This window comes from Duganella paludis (assembly GCF_054461335.1).
In genome coordinates this window covers 4,202,054-4,222,477 of sequence record NZ_CM136922.1, presented here as the reverse complement: position 1 = coordinate 4,222,477, position 20,424 = coordinate 4,202,054, and the positions used below count along the sequence as shown (strand labels likewise).

16 protein-coding genes and 1 other RNA gene are annotated in these 20,424 nt (G+C 63.0%); 1 reads left to right on the top strand and 16 read right to left on the bottom strand.

Annotated features, from left to right (window positions below):
- Positions 1-7: 7 nt before the first annotated feature.
- From ACXZ1M_RS18720 to rnpB, 14 genes are all read right to left on the bottom strand, one after another.
- Positions 8-979, bottom strand: coding sequence for a D-alanine--D-alanine ligase (locus tag ACXZ1M_RS18720; protein WP_459049152.1), 972 nt, complete (start codon positions 977-979; stop codon positions 8-10).
- A 3-nt stretch (positions 980-982) separates the two neighbouring features.
- Positions 983-2,374, bottom strand: a complete 1,392-nt coding sequence (gene murC / locus ACXZ1M_RS18715; RefSeq protein WP_459049151.1) for a UDP-N-acetylmuramate--L-alanine ligase — start codon at positions 2,372-2,374, stop codon at positions 983-985.
- Positions 2,371-3,450 (bottom strand): undecaprenyldiphospho-muramoylpentapeptide beta-N-acetylglucosaminyltransferase, encoded by a 1,080-nt coding sequence (gene murG, locus ACXZ1M_RS18710; RefSeq protein ID WP_459049150.1) that lies wholly within the window; start codon positions 3,448-3,450, stop codon positions 2,371-2,373. Before murG ends, murC begins: the two co-directional genes overlap by 4 nt.
- Positions 3,447-4,667, bottom strand: coding sequence for a putative lipid II flippase FtsW (gene ftsW / locus ACXZ1M_RS18705; RefSeq protein WP_459049149.1), 1,221 nt, complete (start codon positions 4,665-4,667; stop codon positions 3,447-3,449). The genes murG and ftsW overlap by 4 nt, the downstream gene beginning before the upstream one ends.
- On the bottom strand, positions 4,667-6,226 hold the full coding sequence (gene murD, locus ACXZ1M_RS18700) for a UDP-N-acetylmuramoyl-L-alanine--D-glutamate ligase (protein WP_459049148.1): 1,560 nt from the start codon (positions 6,224-6,226) through the stop codon (positions 4,667-4,669). The genes ftsW and murD overlap by 1 nt, the downstream gene beginning before the upstream one ends.
- Positions 6,226-7,395: a phospho-N-acetylmuramoyl-pentapeptide-transferase gene (gene mraY, locus ACXZ1M_RS18695; protein WP_459049147.1), complete on the bottom strand. Its 1,170-nt coding sequence runs from the start codon at positions 7,393-7,395 to the stop codon at positions 6,226-6,228. Before mraY ends, murD begins: the two co-directional genes overlap by 1 nt.
- Before the next feature lie 2 nt (positions 7,396-7,397).
- The gene (locus tag ACXZ1M_RS18690; RefSeq protein WP_459049146.1) at positions 7,398-8,783 is read right to left on the bottom strand and encodes a UDP-N-acetylmuramoyl-tripeptide--D-alanyl-D-alanine ligase; all 1,386 of its coding nucleotides are present in this window, start codon (positions 8,781-8,783) and stop codon (positions 7,398-7,400) included.
- On the bottom strand, positions 8,783-10,348 hold the full coding sequence (locus ACXZ1M_RS18685) for a UDP-N-acetylmuramoyl-L-alanyl-D-glutamate--2,6-diaminopimelate ligase (RefSeq protein WP_459049145.1): 1,566 nt from the start codon (positions 10,346-10,348) through the stop codon (positions 8,783-8,785). Before ACXZ1M_RS18685 ends, ACXZ1M_RS18690 begins: the two co-directional genes overlap by 1 nt.
- Positions 10,345-12,120, bottom strand: a complete 1,776-nt coding sequence (locus ACXZ1M_RS18680; protein ID WP_373990665.1) for a peptidoglycan D,D-transpeptidase FtsI family protein — start codon at positions 12,118-12,120, stop codon at positions 10,345-10,347. The genes ACXZ1M_RS18685 and ACXZ1M_RS18680 overlap by 4 nt, the downstream gene beginning before the upstream one ends.
- Positions 12,117-12,392, bottom strand: a complete 276-nt coding sequence (gene ftsL / locus ACXZ1M_RS18675; protein ID WP_459049144.1) for a cell division protein FtsL — start codon at positions 12,390-12,392, stop codon at positions 12,117-12,119. Before ftsL ends, ACXZ1M_RS18680 begins: the two co-directional genes overlap by 4 nt.
- Complete coding sequence (rsmH, locus tag ACXZ1M_RS18670; protein ID WP_459049143.1) at positions 12,389-13,360, bottom strand: 16S rRNA (cytosine(1402)-N(4))-methyltransferase RsmH; 972 nt, start codon at positions 13,358-13,360, stop codon at positions 12,389-12,391. The genes ftsL and rsmH overlap by 4 nt, the downstream gene beginning before the upstream one ends.
- A 9-nt stretch (positions 13,361-13,369) precedes the next feature.
- Positions 13,370-13,798, bottom strand: a complete 429-nt coding sequence (mraZ, locus tag ACXZ1M_RS18665; protein ID WP_373990662.1) for a division/cell wall cluster transcriptional repressor MraZ — start codon at positions 13,796-13,798, stop codon at positions 13,370-13,372.
- A gap of 566 nt (positions 13,799-14,364) precedes the next feature.
- Positions 14,365-15,852: a glycerol kinase GlpK gene (gene glpK / locus ACXZ1M_RS18660; RefSeq protein WP_459049142.1), complete on the bottom strand. Its 1,488-nt coding sequence runs from the start codon at positions 15,850-15,852 to the stop codon at positions 14,365-14,367.
- A 27-nt stretch (positions 15,853-15,879) separates the two neighbouring features.
- Positions 15,880-16,213: RNase P RNA component class A (gene rnpB / locus ACXZ1M_RS18655), an RNA gene on the bottom strand.
- A 120-nt stretch (positions 16,214-16,333) separates the two neighbouring features.
- On the opposite strand from rnpB, the gene ACXZ1M_RS18650 reads away from it, so the two are divergent.
- Positions 16,334-18,037 carry a thiamine pyrophosphate-binding protein gene (locus ACXZ1M_RS18650; RefSeq protein ID WP_459049141.1) on the top strand — a complete coding sequence of 568 codons (1,704 nt, stop codon included), beginning with the start codon at positions 16,334-16,336 and terminating at the stop codon, positions 18,035-18,037.
- 28 nt (positions 18,038-18,065) lie between these two features.
- Here ACXZ1M_RS18650 and ACXZ1M_RS18645 read toward each other — a convergent pair whose 3' ends face one another.
- Positions 18,066-18,602, bottom strand: coding sequence for a hypothetical protein (locus ACXZ1M_RS18645; RefSeq protein ID WP_459049140.1), 537 nt, complete (start codon positions 18,600-18,602; stop codon positions 18,066-18,068).
- Positions 18,603-18,676: 74 nt separating this feature from the next.
- Positions 18,677-19,750 (bottom strand): porin, encoded by a 1,074-nt coding sequence (locus ACXZ1M_RS18640; protein ID WP_459049139.1) that lies wholly within the window; start codon positions 19,748-19,750, stop codon positions 18,677-18,679.
- Positions 19,751-20,424: the final 674 nt, after the last annotated feature.

Below are 20,424 nucleotides of genomic sequence, written 5' to 3'. Positions count from 1 at the left end.
CTACCACTCAGCCCTTCATCTTCAAGCGCGCGGTGCGCAGGATTTCCACGCACAACGCTTCATAACTGATGCCTTCCGCGCGCGCCGCCATCGGCACCAGCGAGTGGCTGGTCATGCCCGGCGAGGTGTTCACTTCCAGCAGGAAGGGCTTCTGGTCGCGTTCGCGCAGCAGCACGTCGACGCGTCCCCAGCCCTCGCAACCGAGTGCGCGGTAGGCTTCCACGGCGATGCGCTGCATTTCCGCCGCCAGTGCATCAGGCAGCACGGCCGGGCAGAAGTACTTGGTGTCGTCCGTGAAGTACTTGTTCTGATAATCGTAATTGCCTTCCGGTGCCACGATCTCCACGATAGGCAACGCGCGCGTAGTGGCGCCGCCGCCCAGGATGGCGACCGTGAACTCGCGGCCGGTGACAAATTCTTCCGCCAGCACCGAGTCGTCCAGCGCGGCGGCGGTGTCGTAGGCGGCCTGGAAGGCGCCCGCTTCGCTCACCTTGGTGATGCCGATGGTCGAGCCTTCGTGCGGCGGCTTGACGATCAGCGGCAGGCCCAGATCGGCGGCGGTCGCCGCCAGATCGGACTGCGCATTCAGCACAGCATAGCGCGGGGTCGGCAGGCCGGCATTCAACCAGACGATCTTGGTGGTGATCTTGTCCATGCCGACCGAGCTGGCCATCACGCCGCTGCCGGTGTATGGAATGCCCAGCAGTTCCAGCGCGCCCTGCAGGCTGCCGTCTTCGCCGAAGCGGCCGTGCAGCGCAATGAACACGCGGTCGAATTTTTCCGCCGCCAGTTCTGCCAGCGAGCGCATGCCCGGATCGAACGGATGGGCGTCGATGCCTTGGCTTTGCAGCGCGGCCAGCACGCCGGCGCCGGACATATTGGACACTTCACGTTCCGCCGAACGGCCGCCGAACAGCACGCCGACCTTGCCGAACGCCTTGGCGTCTTGTGCGTTTTGTGGATGAATGATGGTACTCACGATTCAGACCTTTGGATAATTAGTCAGTTTGGCCGGGACGCCGCTGATCGAGCCTGCGCCCATGGTCATGACGACATCGCCGTCACGCACCACGCCCATGATGGTTTCCGGCATATCGCCGATTGCCTCAACAAAAATCGGTTCCGTCTTGCCGCGTGCGCGCAGCGCGTGCGACAGCGCGCGGCCGTCGGCCGCCACGATCGGCGCTTCGCCTGCGGCATACACTTCGCCCAACACCAGCACGTCAGGTGCGCCCAGCACCTTGACGAAATCTTCAAACAGATCGCGCGTGCGGCTGTAACGGTGCGGCTGGAAGGCCAGCACCAGACGGCGGCCCGGGTAGGCGGCGCGCGCTGCGGCCATGGTCACGTCCATTTCCAGCGGATGGTGGCCGAAGTCGTCCACCAGCGTGAACGTGCCGCCGCCAGGAATGGCGACGTCGCCATACTTGGTGAAGCGGCGGCCCACGCCGGCAAAGCCAGCCAGGCCGGCTTGCGTTGCGCTGTCTTCGATGCCAATCTCGCGGGCGATGGCCACGGCGGAGCAGGCGTTCTGCACGTTGTGCAGGCCCGGTTGGTTCAGCACCACGTCCAGGTCGGGATAGCCTTCCTGCTGGACGGTGAAGTGCATTTCCACGCCGACGGCGCGCGCGTTCACGGCGCGCACTTCGGCGTCTTCGGCAAAGCCGTAGGTGGTGACCGGCTTGGTCACCTGCGGGATGATCGAGCGCACGTGCGGATCGTCGATGCACAGCATGGCGCGGCCGTAGAACGGCAGGCGGTGCGTGAAGTGGACGAAGGCCTGCTTGAGCTTTTCGAAATCGTGCTCGTAGGTTTCCATGTGGTCGGCGTCGATGTTCGTAATGACTTCGATCATCGGCGTCAGGTTCAGGAACGATGCATCCGATTCATCGGCTTCGGCCACCAGGTATTCGCCGGTGCCCAGCTTGGCGTTGGCGCCGGCGGCGGTCAGGCGGCCGCCGATGACGAAGGTCGGATCGAGGCCGCCCTGCGCCAGCACGGACGCCACCAGGCTGGTGGTGGTGGTCTTGCCGTGGGTGCCGGCGATGGCGATGCCGCGCTTCAGGCGCATCAACTCACCCAGCATCACCGCGCGCGGGACGATAGGGATCTTGCGGCTGCGCGCCGCCACGACTTCAGGATTGTCCTGCTGTACAGCGGTCGAGGTCACGACCGCATCGGCCTTGCCGATGTGGATTTCCGCGTGGCCCTGGTACACGGTCGCGCCCATGTCGACCAGGCGCTGGGTGACGGCGTTGCTGCCCAGGTCCGAGCCGGACACGTTGTAGCCCAGCGTCAGCAGCACTTCCGCGATGCCGCTCATGCCGCTGCCGCCGATGCCGACGAAGTGTATGTTCTGTACTTTATGTTTCACGGCTTATCCAATGCTAATGCTTCCAATACCTGCGCGATCGCGTCGTTCGCGTCGCGTTTTCCTACTTCGCGCGCCGCGCCGGCCATGGCCAGGCAAGCCGCGCGGGTCAGCGTTTCCAGCAGCGTCGCCACACTCTGCGCGCTCAATTCCGATTGCGGCATGTGGATCGCCGCCTTCTGCTTCGCCATCCACTGGGCGTTGTCGCGCTGATGGCTGGTGGTCGAGGCCACGAACGGCACCAGCACGCTGGCCACGCCCGCCGCCGTCAGTTCTGACACGGTGATGGCGCCGGCGCGGCAAATCACCACGTCCGCCACGCTGTAGGCGCTGGCCATGTCGTCGATGAAGTCGACCACATTGGCGGATACGCCGGCTTGCTGATACGCCGCGCGCAACGCATCGATGTTCTTCTTGCCCGACTGGTGGGTCACCAATGGACGCTGTGCTTCCGGGATCAGCGCCAGCGCTGCCGGCAGCGCGTCGTTCAGCGCTTTGGCGCCCAGGCTGCCGCCCACCACCAGGATGCGCAGCGGCCCCTCGCGGCCGGCGAAACGCTGGGCCGGCGACGCCATGTCCAAAATCTCCTTGCGCACCGGGTTACCGGTGACCACGGCCTTGTCTGCGGCTTTGCCGAAATCGGCCGGGAAACCGAAGCACACGCGGTCGGCGAACGGCACCAGCGTTTTATTCGACAGCAGCAGCGCGGCGTCGGCGTTCACCAGCACCAACGGCGTGCCGCGCATGCGCGCCATCAGGCCGCCCGGCACGGTCACGTAGCCGCCCATGCCCATCACCACGTCCGGCTTGCGGCTGCCGATAAAGCCGAAGCAATCCTTGAATGCCTTGACCATCTTCAGGGCGCCGTCCAGCGAGTGCTTCAAGCCCTTGCCGCGCATGCCGGTGAAATTGATGCTGTCCATCGCGATGCCGCTCTTCGGCACCAGGTCCTGCTCCATGCCGGTGGAAGTGCCCAGCCAGCTCACTTCCCAGCCGCGTGCGCGCATGGTTTGCGCGATCGCCAGGCCGGGGAAGATATGACCGCCCGTACCGGCCGCCATAATCATTAGTCGTTTCATAGTCTGCCACCACGCATCAGAACCCGGTTCTCGTAATCGATCCGGAGCAGGATCGCGAGTCCGATGCAGTTAATTACAACGCCCGTGCCGCCATAGCTCATCAGCGGCAGGGTCAAGCCCTTGGTAGGCAGCAAGCCAAGGTTTACGCCCATATTGATAAAGGTCTGCACGCCGATCCAGATGCCGATGCCTTTGGCGGTGAGGCCGGCGAAGGTCTGGTCGATGGCGATGGCCTGGCGGCCGATATCGAAGGCGCGCTTGATGATCCAGTAGAACAGCGCGATCACCACCAGCACGCCGGCCAGGCCCAGTTCTTCGCCGATCACGGCCAGCAGGAAGTCGGTGTGCGCTTCCGGCAGGTAGTGCAGCTTTTCCACGCTGCCGCCCAGGCCCACGCCGAAGATCTCGCCGCGACCGAAAGCGATCAGCGAGTGGGTCAGCTGGTAAGCCTTGTTCAGCGCGTTGTCCTCTTCCCACGGATTGAGGTAGGCGAAGTAACGCTCGCGGCGGAATTTGGACAAAGCGATGATGGTGCCGAAGATCGCCACCAGCACCACGCCGATACCGCCGAACCAGATGGCGTTGATCCCGCCCAGGAACAGGATGCCCATGGCGATGCAGACGATCACGCCGAAGGCGCCGAGGTCCGGCTCCAGCAGCAGCAACAGGCCGACGAAGCCGACCGCCGCCGCCATCGGCATGAAGCCCTTGGTCAGCTTGTGCATGTATTCCTGCTTGCGCACGGTGTAGTCGGCGGCGTACAGCACGGCCACCACCTTCATCAGTTCCGACGGCTGGATGTTGAATACCTTGAGCGACAGCCAGCGGCGGCCGCCGTTGACCACCACGCCGACGCCGGGAATCAGCACCAGCACCAGCAGCACCAGCGTGCCGATGAACAGATACGGCGCGGCCTTTTGCAGGTCGGCGATGCGGGTGCGGAACACGAACAGGCCGGCGACCAGCGAAACGATGATGAACATCGCCTGGCGCTGCAGGAAGTAGGTGTTCTGCCAGCGCACGTAGTTGGCGAATTTCGGCGAGTCCGGCAGCGAGATCGAGGCCGAGTAAACCATCACCATCCCGAGCAGCATCAGCAACAGCGTGACCCAGACGAGCGGCTGGTCGTATTCCATCATCTTCGACTGCCGCGCGCGACTTTCCATCGGCGTTTCAACCGAGTTGGAACCAAAGCGGAACGGCAGCTGGAGCGGCATCAGATCTCCTGTCCGGCGTCGAGGGCGATTTCGCGCACGGTGTCGATGAACACCTGGGCGCGATGCGCGTAGTTCTTGAACATGTCCATGCTGGCGCAGGCCGGCGAGAGCAGCACGGCGTCGCCGGCTTGCGCCAGTTCGCTGGCGCGCTTGACCGCTTGTGGCAGGTCGGTGCCGCAGTCTTCCAGCGTGATTCCTGTCGCGGACAATGCGGCGCGGATCTGCGGCGCGTCGCGGCCGATCAGCAGCACGGCGCGCGCGTAGCGGCCGGTTGGCTCGGCCAGCGGTGCGAAGTCCTGGCCTTTGCCGTCACCGCCCATGATGACCAGCAGGCGCTGGTTGGCGCCGGTGAAAGCTTTGCCCAGGCCATTCAGTGCGGCCACGGTGGCGCCGACGTTGGTGCCTTTGCTGTCGTCGTAGTATTCGACTTCGTTGATGGCGCTGACCAGTTCCACGCGGTGCGGCTGGCCGCGATAGTCGCGCAGGCCGTGCAGCAACGGTGCCAGCGGCAGGTCGATGGCGCGGCACAGCGCCAGCGCGGCCAGCGCGTTGGCGGCGTTGTGCACGCCACGGATTTGCAGGGCGTCAGCGGGCATCAGATTCTTGACCATGCATTCGACCGGCGGTGGCGGCGGATCGTTCTTCTTGCGTTTCTTCGGCTCGCCCTCTTCTTCGGCCGGGACGGAGGTGGCCAGCCACAGCACGCCGCGTTCGTTGTTCAGGCCAAGGTCGTCGCGCAGGGTTGGCGCGTCGGTGCCGAAGGTGACGTTGTGGCCGGTGGCGCTGGCCATGCGCATGGTGGTGGCGTCGTCGCGGTTCAGGACGCGCACGGTGTTGGCGGCGAAGATGCGGTGCTTGGCGGCGGCGTAGGATGGCATGTCGCCGTGCCAGTCCAGGTGGTCTTGCGTCACGTTCAATACAGTGGCGGCGTCGGCTTCCAGCGTAAAGGTGGTCTGCAGTTGGAAGGACGAGAGTTCGAGTACCCAGACTTCCGGCAGCGATGCGGCTGGCGCGGCGGCGGCGGGCGCTTCGGCGGCGGGCGCGATGGCCGGGGCGGCGTCGAGCACTTCGCGCAGGACGTCCAGCGCGGCTGGGCTGATGTTGCCGGCCACGCGCATGGTCTTGCCGGCGCGTTCGCACAGCTGGCCGACTAGCGTGGTCACCGTCGTCTTGCCGTTGGTGCCGGTGATGGCGATGATCTTCGGATGGTAATCTCGCTCGGTCTTCAACGACTCCAGCGCCTGCGCGAACAACTCGATCTCGCCCCACACCTCGATGCCGGCGGCAGCGGCGGCCGGCGCAATCTCGGCCAGCTCGCGGTTCGGCGCCAGACCAGGGCTGACGGCCACAAAGTCCACGCCCCCCAGCAACGATGCGCCAAACGCACCAGCGACAAACTCCGCATCCGGCACGGCCGCGCGCAATGCCGGCAAACGCTCCGGCGACTCACGCGTATCGGCAACGCGCACGCGCGCGCCGCTGCGGGCGAGCCACAGCGCCATCGCCAGGCCGGATTCTCCCAGCCCCAATACCAGTGCGTTTTTGCCTTCGTAAATCATCAGCGCAGCTTCAACGTCGAAAGTCCAACCAGTACCAGAATCATCGTGATAATCCAGAAGCGCACGACGACCTGGGTCTCTTTCCAGCCTTTTTGTTCAAAATGGTGGTGCAGCGGCGCCATCAAGAACACGCGACGGCCGGTGCCGTAGCGCTTCTTGGTGTACTTGAACCAGCTCACCTGAATCATCACCGACACCGTCTCCGCAACGAAGATGCCGCCCATGATGAACAACACAATCTCCTGACGCACGATCACGGCAATGGTGCCCAACGCGCCGCCCAAGGCCAACGCGCCCACGTCGCCCATGAACACCTGAGCCGGATGCGTGTTAAACCACAGGAAGGCCAGGCCCGCGCCAGCCAGCGCGCCGCAGAAGATGATCAACTCGCCCGCGCCAGGAATATGCGGAATGAACAGATACTTCGAATACGTGGCGCTACCGGTGAGGTAAGCGAACAGGCCAAGCGCCGAGCCGACCATAATCGTCGGCATGATCGCCAGGCCATCCAGACCATCCGTGAAGTTAACGGCGTTGGACGATCCCACGATGACACAGTAGGTCAAAGCAATGAAGCCCCACACGCCCAGCGGATAGCTAATGGTCTTGAAGAACGGGACTATCAAGTCGGCCTTCGGCGGCAGATCCATCTCGAAGCCCGAACGCACCCAGGCGAAGAACAGCTCAAACACCTGGCCGGTGCTCGGCGCCGACACCGAGAACGCCAGATACAGCGCGGCGGCGATGCCGACCAGCGACTGCCAGAAATACTTCTCGCGCGAGCGCATGCCTTCCGGGTCCTGGTACACCACCTTGCGGTAGTCATCCACCCAGCCCACCGCGCCGAAGCCCAGCGTCACGATCAGCACCGGCCAGATCAGGCGGTTCGACAGGTCGCACCACAGCAGCGTGGAAATCGCGATCGACAGCAGAATCAGCACGCCGCCCATGGTTGGCGTGCCGTGTTTTTTCAGGTGGGTCTGCGGACCGTCGGTGCGCACGGCCTGGCCGTACTTCATGGCGGTCAGCTTGCGGATCACGAACGGGCCGGCGGCCAGGCCGATGAACAACGCCGTCGCGGTGGCGAACACCGCGCGGAAGGTGATGAAGTTGAAGACCCGGAGTATCCCGACGTCCTGTTGAAAAAATTGTGCGAGCCAGAGCAGCATGATTAGTGACCTTCCTTGTTAGCTTGTTGCGACCCAATCAAATGCTGCACGACCCGCTCCATCTTCATGAAACGGGAGCCCTTGATTAATACAGTTGCATCAGGCGATACCGCCGCTTCGACAGCAGACAGCAAATCGCCAAAGTTTTCAAAATGACGAACGTTCGCACCTTGGATATGCGCAGCCAGTTCGCCCGTTACCAGCACCGTATCGATGCCCTTGTTTTGCGCATACGCGCCTATCTCTTCATGGAACTCGCGGCCCTGGGTGCCGACTTCGCCCATATCGCCGAGCACCAGCACGCGCGGTGCGGCGGCTTTCGCCAGCACGTCGATGGCGGCGCGCACCGAATCCGGATTGGCGTTGTAGGTATCGTCGATGACGACCGCGCCATTGACCGCCTGCTTCTTCTGCAAACGGCCGCTGACCGGCGCAAACGTGTCCAGGCCCAGCTTGATCTGGTCCAGCGCGATACCGGCGGCGTAGGTGCATGCCACCGCAGCCAGCGCATTGCGCACATTGTGTTCACCGGCCGCCTGCAGGCGCACGAAGAACTGCTGCGTATCGGCCTCGCTCTCGCAGATGGTGATGAACATCTCGCTTTCGAAATCGCTGGCGCGGTAGGTGCAGCTCACTTCCGCATCCTTGGTCAGGCCGAAGCGCAGCTTGCGGCGGCCTGCCGACAGTTCTTCCCATACCGGCGTGAACTCGTCGCCATGCGGGAACACGGCCACGCCGTTGGTCGGCAGCGCCGACAACACGGAGCCGTTCTCGCGCGCCACCGCTTCCACGGTGTGCATGAATTCCTGGTGCTCGCGCTGGGCGTTGTTGACCATGGCGATATCGGCAGCGGCGATCAACGCCAGGCGGCCGATTTCTCCCGGATGGTTCATGCCCATCTCGATCACGGCCGCTTGCTGCTTGTCTTCCATGCGGAACAGCGTCAGCGGCACGCCGATCTCGTTATTCAGATTGCCGCGCGTGGCCAGGCGGCCTTCTTCGCCGTGGGCCGCCACCAGGATCGCGGAGATCATCTCTTTGACAGTGGTCTTGCCGTTACTGCCGGTGACGCCAATCACCGGCATGGTGAACTGCTTGCGCCACCAGTTGGCGATCTGGCCCAGGGCCACCAGCGTGTCCGGTACAACGATGGCCGGCAGCGTAAAGCCGGCCGGCAGTTCTTCAACAACGACAGCGGCAACGCCCTTCTCCGCCACTTGCGGCAGGAAGTTGTGGGCGTCGAACACCTCGCCGCGCAAGGCGACGAACAAGGCGCCTGCGGCTACGCTACGGCTGTCGGTCGACACGCCGTCAAATACGACATCGCCGGCGTTCACTAAGCGTGCGCCGGTCAGGGAAGGCAGAATTTGTGCGACAGCTGCACGCATTAATTCGTCCTCATCATGGTTAAACGTGCCGACAGCGCCAGTTGCGCGTGATCGGCGTCCGAGAATGGCAGTTTCTTACCTTTGATTTCCTGGTACGGCTCATGGCCTTTGCCGGCCAGCAGAATCACGTCCGGCTTGGCGGCGTGCTTCACCGCCGACAAGATGGCGGCGGCGCGGTCGTCCAGCGCCTGCACCGTCGATGCCGGATTGTTCTGGTCCATGCCGGCCAAAATCTGCTCGATGATCGAATGCGGATCTTCGCTGCGCGGATTGTCGCTGGTGACCAGCACATGGTCGGCCACCTGCGCCAGCTTGCCCATTTGCGGACGCTTGCCCGGATCGCGGTCGCCGCCGCAGCCGAACACGCACCACAGCTGGCCGCCACGGTCGCTGGCCACCGGACGCAGCGCGGCCAGGGTTTTTTCCAGCGCGTCCGGCGTGTGCGCGTAATCGATCACGATCAGCGGTGCGTCGTGGCCGCCCACTTGCTGCATGCGGCCCGGTGCGGACTCCAGCGCCTCCACCGCGTCGATGGCGGCGCGCAGACCCAGGCCCTTGGCCAGCATCGCGCCCATCACGCCCAGCGCGTTGCTGATATTGAAGCCGCCCACCAGGTGCGTTTTCACCAGCGCCACGCCCAGCGGGCAATCGAGATGGAATTCGGTGCCGCCGCTGCGGCCGGCGCGCAACTGGCTGGCGCGCAGCATCAGCACGCCGGCGATGTCCGGTTGCGCAGCGGAGTCGCGCAGCGTGTAGCCGATCAGCGGGATGTTGCCGGCCAGTGGCGCCTTCGCCTGCAGATGCGCGATCAGGCGCAAGCCTGCCGGATCGTCCAGGTTGACGACCGCCGTTTTCAGGCCCGGCCAGTTGAACAGCTTGACCTTGGCCGCCTCGTAGGCTTCCATGGTGCCGTGATAGTCCAGATGGTCGCGCGTCAGGTTGGTGAACAGCGCCACGTCGAAATGCATGCCCGACACGCGGCCCTGCGCCAGGCCGATGGACGACACTTCGATCGCCAGCGAGGCCACGCCTTTGTCGCGCAGTTCGGCCAGCGAGCGTGCCAGCAGCACCGCATCCGGCGTGGTGTAGCCGGTGACGTCGTATTCCACTTCGCCGCGCGGACGGAACACGCCCACGCCCAGCGTGCCGATCACCGCCGCCGGTTCGCCGGCGCGCGACAGCGCGTGGCCCAGCCACACGGCGCTGGAGGTCTTGCCGTTGGTGCCGGTGACGCCGACGGTGAACATGGCGGCATCCGGCTGCTGATAGAAGGCATGCGCGATGGCGCCGGCGTTCTGCTTCAGCTGATCAACCGTCAGGTAAGGCACGGCCCACTTGTCGTTCCAGGTAAAGCCGGCGGGATCGAGCACCACCAGCGCCGCGCCCTGCTCGATGGCGCCATCGATAAAGCTGCGTCCATCGGCCGCATTGCCTGCATCCGGAGCGAAAGCAAAGAACACATCGCCCAGCTTGATGCGGCGCGAGTCCGAAGCCAGGTTCGCCGTAGGCGCCAGCTTGCGGATCGCGTCGGCGACAGCCGATGGGTCGAAAGTAGAAGTCGTCACATGTTCCCCTGTGCTGCAGATTCAGGAATGATGATATGGGTCAGGTCCGAGTCCGGCGCCACGTTCTTGGCGCGCAGCGCCTGCGCCGCCAGGGCCGAGAACACAGGGCCGGCCACGTCGCCGCCGTATTTCAGCGGGCCGCCCGGTTCGTCGATCATGACGGCGATGATGAAGCGCGGGTCCGACATCGGCGCCATGCCGACGAAGTTGCCGATATATTTGGTGTGCGAGTAGCGGCCGCCGATGAACTTCTGCGCGGTGCCGGTCTTGCCGCCGACGCGATAGCCCGGTACCTGCGCCTTGACGGCGGAACCGCCCGGCAGCGTGACCATTTCCAGCATCTCGCGCATTTCGGCGGCGGTCTTGGCGCTGATGACCTGGGTGCCGTGCGGCGCTTCGTGCACCTTCTGGAACGACAGTGGAATGATGTCGCCGCCGCGCGCCAGCACCATGTAGGCGCGCGCCAGCTGGATCAGCGATACCGAGATACCCTGGCCGAAGCTCATGTTGGCGTGTTCCACCGGACGCCACGATTTATACGGACGCACGCGGCCGGCCACGGCGCCGGGGAAGCCCCACTTGGGCTGCTGGCCGAAACCGAGCTTGGTGAACATCTCCCACAGATCCTGCGCCGGCATGCCCATGGCGATCTTGGTGGTGCCGATGTTGGACGATTTCTGGATGATGCCCTGCACGTCGATCATGAAGTGCGGATGCGTATCGTGGATCACGCGGTCGCCGATGACCATCGAACCGTTGCCGGTGTCGAACATGGTGTGCGGCGTGATCTTCTTGGCGTCCAGCGCCATCGCGACAGGGAACGGCTTCATCGTCGATCCCGGCTCGAAGGTGTCGGTCATGACGCGGTTGCGCAGCTGTTCGCCGGTCAGCTTGGAGCGGTCGTTCGGGTTGTAGGTCGGCCAGTTGGCCAGCGCCAGCACTTCGCCGGTGTGTACGTCCAGCACCACGGCGGCGCCGGCCTTGGCCTGGAATTTCTCGACCGCGTCCTTCACCTGCGTGAAGGCGATGTACTGGATCTTGCTGTCGATCGACAGGGTCAGGTCCTTGCCGTCGTGCGGCTCGCGCACCGACTCGATATCTTCAACGATGTGGCCCAGGCGGTCCTTGATCACGCGGCGGCTGCCGGTGATGCCCTGCAGCGTCTTCTGCTGCGCCAGTTCCATCGACTCCTGGCCCATGTCTTCGACGTTGGTGAAACCGACGACGTGGGTCGTCACTTCGCCCTGCGGGTAGAAGCGCTTGTATTCCTTGCGGGTCTGGATGCCTTCGATGCCAAGCTTGGTGATCTGGTCGGACACGTCCTGCTCCACCTGGCGTTTAAGGTAGACGAAGCTGCGGTCGGAATCGAGTTTCTTTTGCAGCTCGGCGTCGCTCATGTCGAGCAGTTTGGCCAGCTGTTTCAGCTTGGCCGGCGGCGCTTCCTGCACATCGTCCGGGATCGCCCAGATGGCTTTCACCGGCACCGAGGAGGCCAACACCTGGCCGTCACGGTCGGTGATCTTGCCGCGCGTGGCCGGCAGTTCCAGCGTGCGCGCGTAGCGGATCTCGCCCTGCTTCTGCAGGAACTGGGTCGACAGGCCTTGCAGCCACAGGGCGCGCGCGGCCAACGCCGCGAAGGCGGCAAACAATACGAACAGCACCACGCGCGAGCGCCAGGTTGGCAGACGCACCGCCAATACTGGGCTCTTGGAGAAGGCCACGCCTTTGGCGGCGGCCACGCGAGAGGTGTTCACATTGCTGCCGCGGCTCATTTTGTCGGCTCCGGCGTCAGGTACTGCGTGCGCGCTGCGGTCAGCGGCGTCATGTTCAGGTCACGGCGCGCGATGTCCTCGATGCGGGCGTGCTTGCCCAGCGTCGATTGGTCCAGCTGCAGCTGCGCCCATTCGATATCGAGCTGGCGCGCCTGCGACTGCGTGCGTTCCAGTTCGATGAACAGGTGGCGCGCCTGGTACTGGGCGTTAACCAGCGACAGGCCGCAAGCGACCAGCAACATCGTCAGGAACGCGTTGATCTTACCGCTCATGCATCCTCCGGCGTTGCGGGGATGGGCAGGCGGCGCGCCACGCGCATCACCGCCGAGCGGGAACGCGGGTTCTCATCGACTTCGCGGTCGGATGGCTTCATCTTGGACAGCAGCTTGATCTCCGGCTGCGGCAAGTCGATCGCGCGGATCGGCAGGCGGCGGTCCGGCTGCTCGACGTTGGCCTTGGACGCGAAGAAGCGCTTCACCATGCGGTCTTCCAGCGAGTGGAAGCTGATGATGGCGATGATCGCGCCCGGCGCCAGGCTGGCGTAGGCCTGCGTCAGACCGACTTCAAGGTCTTCAAGCTCTTTATTGATGAAAATCCGGATAGCCTGAAAGGTGCGGGTGGCCGGATCCTTGCCCTTTTCCCGAGTCTTGACCGCGCCTGCCACGAGGCTGGCAAGCTGTCGTGTGGTTGAAATTGGCTCGACTGCCCGGCGAGCAACAATCGCCTTTGCAATCTGAAAAGCAAACCGTTCTTCCCCATATTCCTTTATCACCTTTTCCAGTGTCTGTTCGGTTTCAGTGGCGAGCCACTGCGCCGCCGACATGCCGCGCGTGGTGTCCATGCGCATGTCGAGCGGGCCGTCGTTACGGAAGCTGAAGCCGCGCGCGGCGTCGTCCACCTGTGGCGACGAGATGCCCAGGTCGAGCAGGATGCCGTCGACCTGGTCGACGCCGTTGGCCGCCAGCGCCTCGCGCATGGTGGCGAAGCTGTCGTGCACGATGGTGAAGCGCGGGTCGTCGATTTGTTCGGCGGTGGCGATGGCTTGCGGGTCCTTGTCGAACGCGATCAGGCGGGCCTTCGGACCCAGCTTGGACAGGATCAGACGCGAGTGGCCGCCGCGGCCGAAGGTGCCGTCGACGTAGACGCCGTTGGCGCGCGCGCCGTCCAGCGCCAGCGCATCGACCGCTTCGTCTAGCAGCACCGTACGATGCTGGAATTCAGGCACCGCTGTTGTTGTCATGGCGGAACCTTAGAAGGAGAAATTGGCGAGTACATCGGGGGTGCCGGCTTCCAAAGCCTGCTGCTCTTTTTCCGCCATCTTGGCGGCGTCCCAGATCTCGAAGTGGGAACCCATGCCCATCATCATCACCTCTTTGTCCAGGCCGACGGCGGCGCGGAGTTCGGGCGAAATGAGGATGCGGCCGGCGGTGTCCATTTCCACGTCGGTGGCGTAACCGAGGAAAATGCGTTGCCAGGCGCGCGCTTGCATGGGCCAGGCGGAGATCTGTTGACGGTGTTGTTCCCACACAGGACGGGGGAACAGCATGACGCAGCCGTCGGGATGGCGCGTCAGGGTGAGGCGGCCTTCGCATTGGATCGAAAGCGCGTCACGGTGCTTGGCAGGGATGGACATCCTGCCTTTGGCATCGAGATTGATTGCGGACGCGCCTTGAAACACGTGATTACCTTTTTACCTCAGTATGGTTAGCGGAGCATGAAGCCATGGCGATTCGTTTTTCATCTCCCCTGTCCGCTAAGTCAGGCAAAACTTCCCACAAAAAGACACTTTTTCACACAGATGCCCACTTTAGAGGATGCAAGATTGGTGGTCAAGCGGTTTCAGCCAATCGAAACAGGGATTTTAGTAATGAAATTAAGGACTTAGCGCGATTCCTTGAAGCCAGCTAGAAATAAAATAACTCAATAAATTAAGTACTTATGAAAGGTTGTGAAGGTGTCACCTCACTTGTACCCATGTGTTTAATACTGAAAATGCTTATATAAAAAAATTGAAATAAAAGCATAAAGTTGCAAGGAGCCAACATTGCGGTATCAAATGGACAACAGGAAAATGGGGATAAAAAACGAGGTAATCAGGAGGAAAACGCCGGCATAGCGCATCAGAAGCGCGCTCAAGCGGAATGAGGAACCTTCACAAAGCAATCACAACGAACTTCAATATTACTTCAAAGCAAGCAAGTCAAGCCAACTTGTCTATACAAATTAAACGGTGCATCGACGCCATTATACGCCCTCCCACGCTTTCGAACGCTCTACGGCACGGGCCCATTTGGCCAATAATTCGGTGCGGCGGTCGGTGGACATGGTGGGTTCGAAGCGGCGTTCGCAGGTCCATTGGGCGGCGATTTCTTCCTGCGTCTCCCAGAAGCCGACCGCCAGGCCGGCCAGGTAGGCGGCGCCCAGGGCGGTGGTTTCGGTGACCTTGGGACGGACCACCGGCACGCCCAGCAAGTCGGCCTGGAATTGCATCAGCAGGTCGTTGCGGGCGGCGCCGCCGTCGGCGCGCACTTCGATCAGCGGCGTCGACGCATCCTTCTGCATGGCCGCCATCAGCTCGGCGCTCTGGTAGGCGATGGCCTCCAGCGCGGCGCGGGCGATGTGGGCGCGGTTGCTGCCCCGGCTCAGGCCGAACAGCGAGCCGCGCGCGTAGGCGTCCCAGTGCGGCGCACCGAGGCCGACGAAGGCCGGCACCATGAACACGCCGTCGCTGTCGGGCACGCTAGCCGCCAGCGCTTCCACTTCGGCCGAGGATTGGATGATGCCCAGCCCGTCCCGCAGCCACTGCACGGTGGCGCCGCCCATGAAGACGCTGCCCTCCAGCAGATAGTCGGTCTCGCCGTCGATACGCCAGCCCACGGTGGTCAGCAGCCGGTTGTGCGAGGCCACCGGGTGGCGCCCGAGATGCATCAGCATGAAACAGCCGGTGCCGTAGGTATTCTTGACCATGCCGGGCTGGTGGCAAGCCTGGCCGAAAGTGGCTGCCTGCTGGTCGCCGGCGATGCCGGCCACCGGAATGGCCGCGCCGAACAGGCTGTGGTGCGTGGCGCCCACCTCCTCGCTCGACGACACGATCTGCGGCAGCACCGCCTCCGGTATGCCGAACAGGTGCAGCAGGTCGTAGTCCCAGCGCATCAGGTGGATATTGAACAGCATGGTGCGCGACGCGTTGCTGACGTCGGTCACGTGCTGCCCGGTCAACTTATAGACCAGCCAGCTGTCGACGGTGCCAAACGCCAGCCCGCCCTGCTCGGCCTTCGCGCGTGCGCCGGGCACGTTATCGAGCAGCCATTTGAGCTTGGTGGCGGAAAAATAGGCGTCCAGTTCCAGACCGGAGATGTCGGTGATTTTCTTGGCCTTGCCGTCGGCGCGCAGGGCGTCGCACAGGTCGGCGGTGCGGCGGTCCTGCCAGACGATCGCCGGGGCGATCGGCTCGCCGGTCTTGCGGTCCCACACCACGGTGGTCTCGCGCTGGTTGGTCACGCCGATGGCCAGGATCTGCTGCGGATCGATGTGATGATCGGCCAGCACCTTGCGGGCGACGTTGAGCTGGCTGTGCCAGATGTCCATCGGGTCGTGCTCGACCCAGCCGGGATGGGGGAAATGCTGAGGGAATTCCTGCGCCGCGCAGCCGCAGATCTGGCCTTGATGATCGAACAGGATGGCGCGCGAACTGGTCGTGCCCTGGTCCAGGGACAGTATGTATTTTTTCATCGCGTCCGCAGCGAAAAAACGGTTGTTAGTTGAAGCAAGCCGATAGGCCGGATTTTGTTACGGCACAGGCGAACCTGCGCTATGACAGCCATTCCTCTAGGCGCTGGATTACTCCAGCGCTCAAGCTTCCTACCCGCACGCTCCGCGAGCAGCATCATCGCGTGCCTATTTGGAATTGCACCAGGTGGAGGTTACCGCGTTTCACCGTAACTTAATACGCTCGTCTCTGTGGCCCTATTCCTCGCCTTATACCCCGAAAGGCTTTCGGCGGACGGCCGTTAACCGTCACCCCGCTCTATGGAGTCCGGACCTTCCTCCCGTCAGGCATTACGCGCTGACCAGCGGCTGTCTGGCTTGCTTCAGGCGGTATTGTACCAGTCCATGCCGACAAATCTGAAATTTGGTGTCGCCATTCCAAAAGCCGCCCTCCCGCCGCCGCCGTAGAATACCGGGATACCGACACCGTATAAGGCTCACAACAATGACGCATCCATCCCGCACCGGCGGCCAGATCCTGGTCGACGCCCTGAAGATCCACGGCGTAGACACCGCTTTCGGCGTACCCGGCGAAAGCTACCTGGACGTACTCGACGCCCTGCACGATTCCGATATCCGCTTCATCATCAACCGCCAGGAAGGCGGCGCCGCCTTCATGGCCGACGCCTACGGCAAGATGACGGGCAAGCCGGGCATCTGCTTCGTCACGCGCGGCCCGGGCGCCACCAATGCGTCGATCGGCGTACACACGGCCTTCCAGGATTCGACCCCGATGATCCTGTTCATCGGCCAGGTCGGCAGCGACTTCATCGACCGCGAAGCGTTCCAGGAAATCGACTACCGCCGCATGTACGGCCAGATGGCCAAGTGGGTCACCCAGATCGACCGCGCCGACCGCATTCCGGAATACATCGCGCGCGCCTTCCAGATCGCCACCAGCGGCCGTCCCGGCCCGGTGGTGCTGGCGCTGCCCGAGGATATGCTGATCACCAAGGCCGCCGTGGCCGACACCCGCAGCTACCAGCCGGTGCAGGCCGCACCGTCGGCCGCGCAGATCGACACCGTGCGCGCCATGCTGGCGTCGGCGAAAAAGCCGCTGGTCCTGATCGGCGGCGGCGGATGGAACGAGCAAGCCTGCGCCGATGTGCAGCGCTTCGCCGAAGCCAACCAGCTGCCGGTGTCGTGCGCCTTCCGCTTCCAGGATCTGCTCGACAACGAACACCCGAACTACGTCGGCGACGTCGGCATCGGCATCAACCCCAAGCTGGCGGCGCGCGTGCGCGAGGCCGACGTCATCCTGGCCATCGGTCCGCGCCTGGGCGAGATGACCACCAGCGGCTACGCCATCATCGCCGCGCCGGTGCCGGCGCAGCGCCTGATCCACGTCCATGCCGATACCGAGGAACTGGGCAGCGTCTATCAGGCCGAGTTGATGATCAATAGCGGCATGCCGCAAGTGGCGGCCATGCTGGCGGCCATGGAGCCGGTCGATGCCTCGGCCTGGCAAAGCACGGCGGCCGAAGCGCGCGCGGACTACGCGGCGTGGAAGGAACAGCCGGCCATCTTCAAGGACGGCAAGGCCCCGCTCGACCTGTGGCAGGTGGTGCAGCAGATTGAAAAGCTGGCGCCGCACGACACCATCATCACCAACGGCGCCGGCAACTACGCCACCTGGGCGCACCGCTTCCACAGCTACGGCGCCATGCGCACCCAGTTGGCGCCGACCAGCGGCGCCATGGGCTACAGCGTGCCGGCCGGCGTGGCCGCCAAGATCATCGATCCCGAGCGCACCGTGATCACCTTCGCCGGCGACGGCGAATTCATGATGAACGGCCAGGAACTGGCGACCGCCGTGCAGTACCAGGCCGGCGTGGTCATCATCGTGTTCAACAACGCCATGTTCGGCACCATCCGCATGCACCAGGAGCGCGAGTATCCGGGCCGCGTGTCCGGCACCACCTTGCACAATCCTGATTTCGCCGCGCTGTCGGCGGCCTATGGCGGCATCGGTGAAGTGGTGACGCGCACCGAGGAATTCGCGCCGGCGCTGGAACGCGCGCTGGCCCACACGCGCGAGAAAAACCTGCCGGCCCTGATCGAACTGCGCTACGACGGCAACCTGATCACGCCGGGCGCCACGCTGGAAACCATCCGCGCCACGGCGGCGGCGGCCAAGGCCGCCAAGTAGGCAACGTAAAAAGCGAGGAAGAGCCGGCCTACAGGCCGGCGGTGCGCGAGGAGCCGGTGTCGATCACCGGCTCTTCTTCTTTCTCAGGCTTGGTTTTCGGCGGCGGACAGGCGCGGCAGACGCCGGCCTTGCGGCTGAAATCGGTCACCAGCGGCAACCGCATCGGCACCGACTGGTCTTCGCAATAGCCGCCTTCAAGCACCAGCGTCTTGCCGTTGTCGGCCAGCTTGCCGTTGATGATGCGCTCTTCTTCATCGGGCGGACGCACCGTGAAGTAAAACTGTTGGCCGCGCGGATCGACGGTCACGTCGCTGGCCACCACCGGCCAGCTCAAGCCGCCGGCCGTGTATTCGTACAGCACGGTATCGACTTCATCGAAGCGCTGCAGCGTGATGCGCTGGCCGCCGAATTCGCCGCTGCCGGGATGGATGCATAAATCGGAAAACACCAGCATGCCGTGGCGCGGCAACGCGCCCGGCTTCTTGCCGCCCTTGGGCGCGGCCAGCACGGCGCAGGAGGCCAGCAGGATGGCGCCGGCAAACAGCGCGCGTCGTGTCGTCGTCATACTCAATACGCTTTCAGAAAAGAACAACGGCTGCACCAGGCAGCCGTTGTGGATTCTAAACCTGAATAATCAGATTAGAACGAGTGCTTCAGGCCCAGGTTGAAGGCTTTGTCGCCCGAACCAGCTTCGGTGTTGTTACCAACGGTGTAGCCTGCGCCGTTTTTGTTTTTGATTTTAGCGTAAGCGATGTAGGTGCTGGTGCGCTTCGACAGAGCGTAGCTGTAGCCGATTGCCCACTGATCTGCATCACGGTCAGCCGATTGCTTGTCGTTTTTGCGGATGAACGAAGCCATCACGGTGCCGGCGGTCGATACTGGCGCTTGCAGGCCGATCAGTGCATCGCTGCTGTCTTGCGAAGCAGCGAAGGTTGGGCCGTAGGCGGTTGCCGAACCGTTCAGAGGCGCGCTGTTCAGGCCTTTGTCTTGCGAGTAAGCAGCGAACACTTTAACTACTTTGAAGTCGTAGTTGGCAGCGATCAGACCGTTGTGGCCGATGCCGGCGGTCTTCAGGGTTGCGGTGTCGTTGTTCTTGTGGTTGTAAGCAACAGCAACGTTCAGAGGACCGTTGTTGTAACCCAGCGATGCGCCGATCTGACGAGCAGCCGATGCGTCGCCTGCGGTTTCGCCCAGGCTGTACGATACAGCAGCGGTCACGCCCGACAGGTTAGGCGATTTGTAGACCACGGCGTTCGAGTTGCGGGTCATGAAGCTGGCAACTGGGAACAGGTTTTTAGCGGTACCAGCGTAGCCCATTGCGAACGGGTCACCTACGTCACGCAGGGTTTCGTAGTAAGGGGTGTACTGACGACCCAGGGTCAGGGTACCAGCGGTCTTCGAAGAAACGCCAACATAGGCTTCGCGGTTGAACAGGGTGCTGGTGGTGTTGTCCAGGGTGCCGTCATCGACGCGCACGCCGGTTTCCAGCTTGAAGATTGCGCTCAGACCGCCACCCAGATCTTCGGTGCCTTTGAAGCCGATGCGCGATGCCGAAGCTGCGCCGCTGGTGACTTTGCTGACGTTGCCAGCTGCGCCGCCGCGTTCCGCGACGATACCTGCGTCCACGATACCGTAGATGGTGACGCTCGATTGGGCGAATGCTGCGGAGCTGGTTGCTGCCAGTACGGCGATAGCGATAAGGGATTTTTTCATTACGTGTTTCCTTCAGTTGTGTTGCTGTAAAAATGAGCCAGTAGTACGACGGCGTGTTCGGTGCTTCTCGGCTGAACCATTTGTGCGTGAGGGCAAACTCCCCAGCTGCCACTGTGCATCCCTGGGGATGCGTTCACTATGTTGCGGCCGATAAATCGACGCCGGCTTTGTCGCAGCGCTCTCATGGAGCGCCGGAGGCGGCACTATACTGATGCCAAGAAACTTCAACAAGTGTAAAACCATTCATAGTGAACAGTCTGCATGCTTGTGATTTTCTAAAGCACCGGCATTTTACCGCATCGCAATATTTCCTGCCGATCAAGCGAACCGGGCCGGGTTTCCGCACGAGGAACACGGTTGATGTACCACTGCTCTTCGGACCAAGTAAAAATAGCCAGATTGCTATTTCTGACGCTATTTTATACTGAACCCTCCACGCGACCACCTCTACCAAATGGTAATAAGCTAACAACCCCAGACTTTGTTCGGCAGTTTTATCCAGCAAAATAGCCCGTAAACCAACTTTGCACCCCGTATTACAGCTTTAGTTGTGTAGTAAATTTTGTCAAAAGAGCAGTCGCTTGCATGCCGTTACCGATTTGTAAGAAATTGCTACCTGTTGCATTTACGAGACAAAATAGTGCATTTTCTTGCACAAGCGCACTGGTTTAGTG

Excerpts from the sequence above, each read along its gene's own strand:
- ACXZ1M_RS18680 (WP_373990665.1), bottom strand. The coding sequence starts at position 12,120 with ATGAGCCGCGGCAGCAATGTGAACACCTCTCGCGTGGCCGCCGCCAAA.
- murG (WP_459049150.1), bottom strand. The coding sequence starts at position 3,450 with ATGAAACGACTAATGATTATGGCGGCCGGTACGGGCGGTCATATCTTC.
- rsmH (WP_459049143.1), bottom strand. The coding sequence starts at position 13,360 with ATGACAACAACAGCGGTGCCTGAATTCCAGCATCGTACGGTGCTGCTA.
- mraY (WP_459049147.1), bottom strand. The coding sequence starts at position 7,395 with ATGCTGCTCTGGCTCGCACAATTTTTTCAACAGGACGTCGGGATACTC.
- ACXZ1M_RS18650 (WP_459049141.1), top strand. The coding sequence starts at position 16,334 with ATGACGCATCCATCCCGCACCGGCGGCCAGATCCTGGTCGACGCCCTG.
- ftsL (WP_459049144.1), bottom strand. The coding sequence starts at position 12,392 with ATGAGCGGTAAGATCAACGCGTTCCTGACGATGTTGCTGGTCGCTTGC.
- ACXZ1M_RS18640 (WP_459049139.1), bottom strand. The coding sequence starts at position 19,750 with ATGAAAAAATCCCTTATCGCTATCGCCGTACTGGCAGCAACCAGCTCC.
- murD (WP_459049148.1), bottom strand. The coding sequence starts at position 6,226 with ATGATTTACGAAGGCAAAAACGCACTGGTATTGGGGCTGGGAGAATCC.
- glpK (WP_459049142.1), bottom strand. The coding sequence starts at position 15,852 with ATGAAAAAATACATACTGTCCCTGGACCAGGGCACGACCAGTTCGCGC.
- ftsW (WP_459049149.1), bottom strand. The coding sequence starts at position 4,667 with ATGCCGCTCCAGCTGCCGTTCCGCTTTGGTTCCAACTCGGTTGAAACG.
- ACXZ1M_RS18645 (WP_459049140.1), bottom strand. The coding sequence starts at position 18,602 with ATGACGACGACACGACGCGCGCTGTTTGCCGGCGCCATCCTGCTGGCC.
- ACXZ1M_RS18690 (WP_459049146.1), bottom strand. The coding sequence starts at position 8,783 with ATGCGTGCAGCTGTCGCACAAATTCTGCCTTCCCTGACCGGCGCACGC.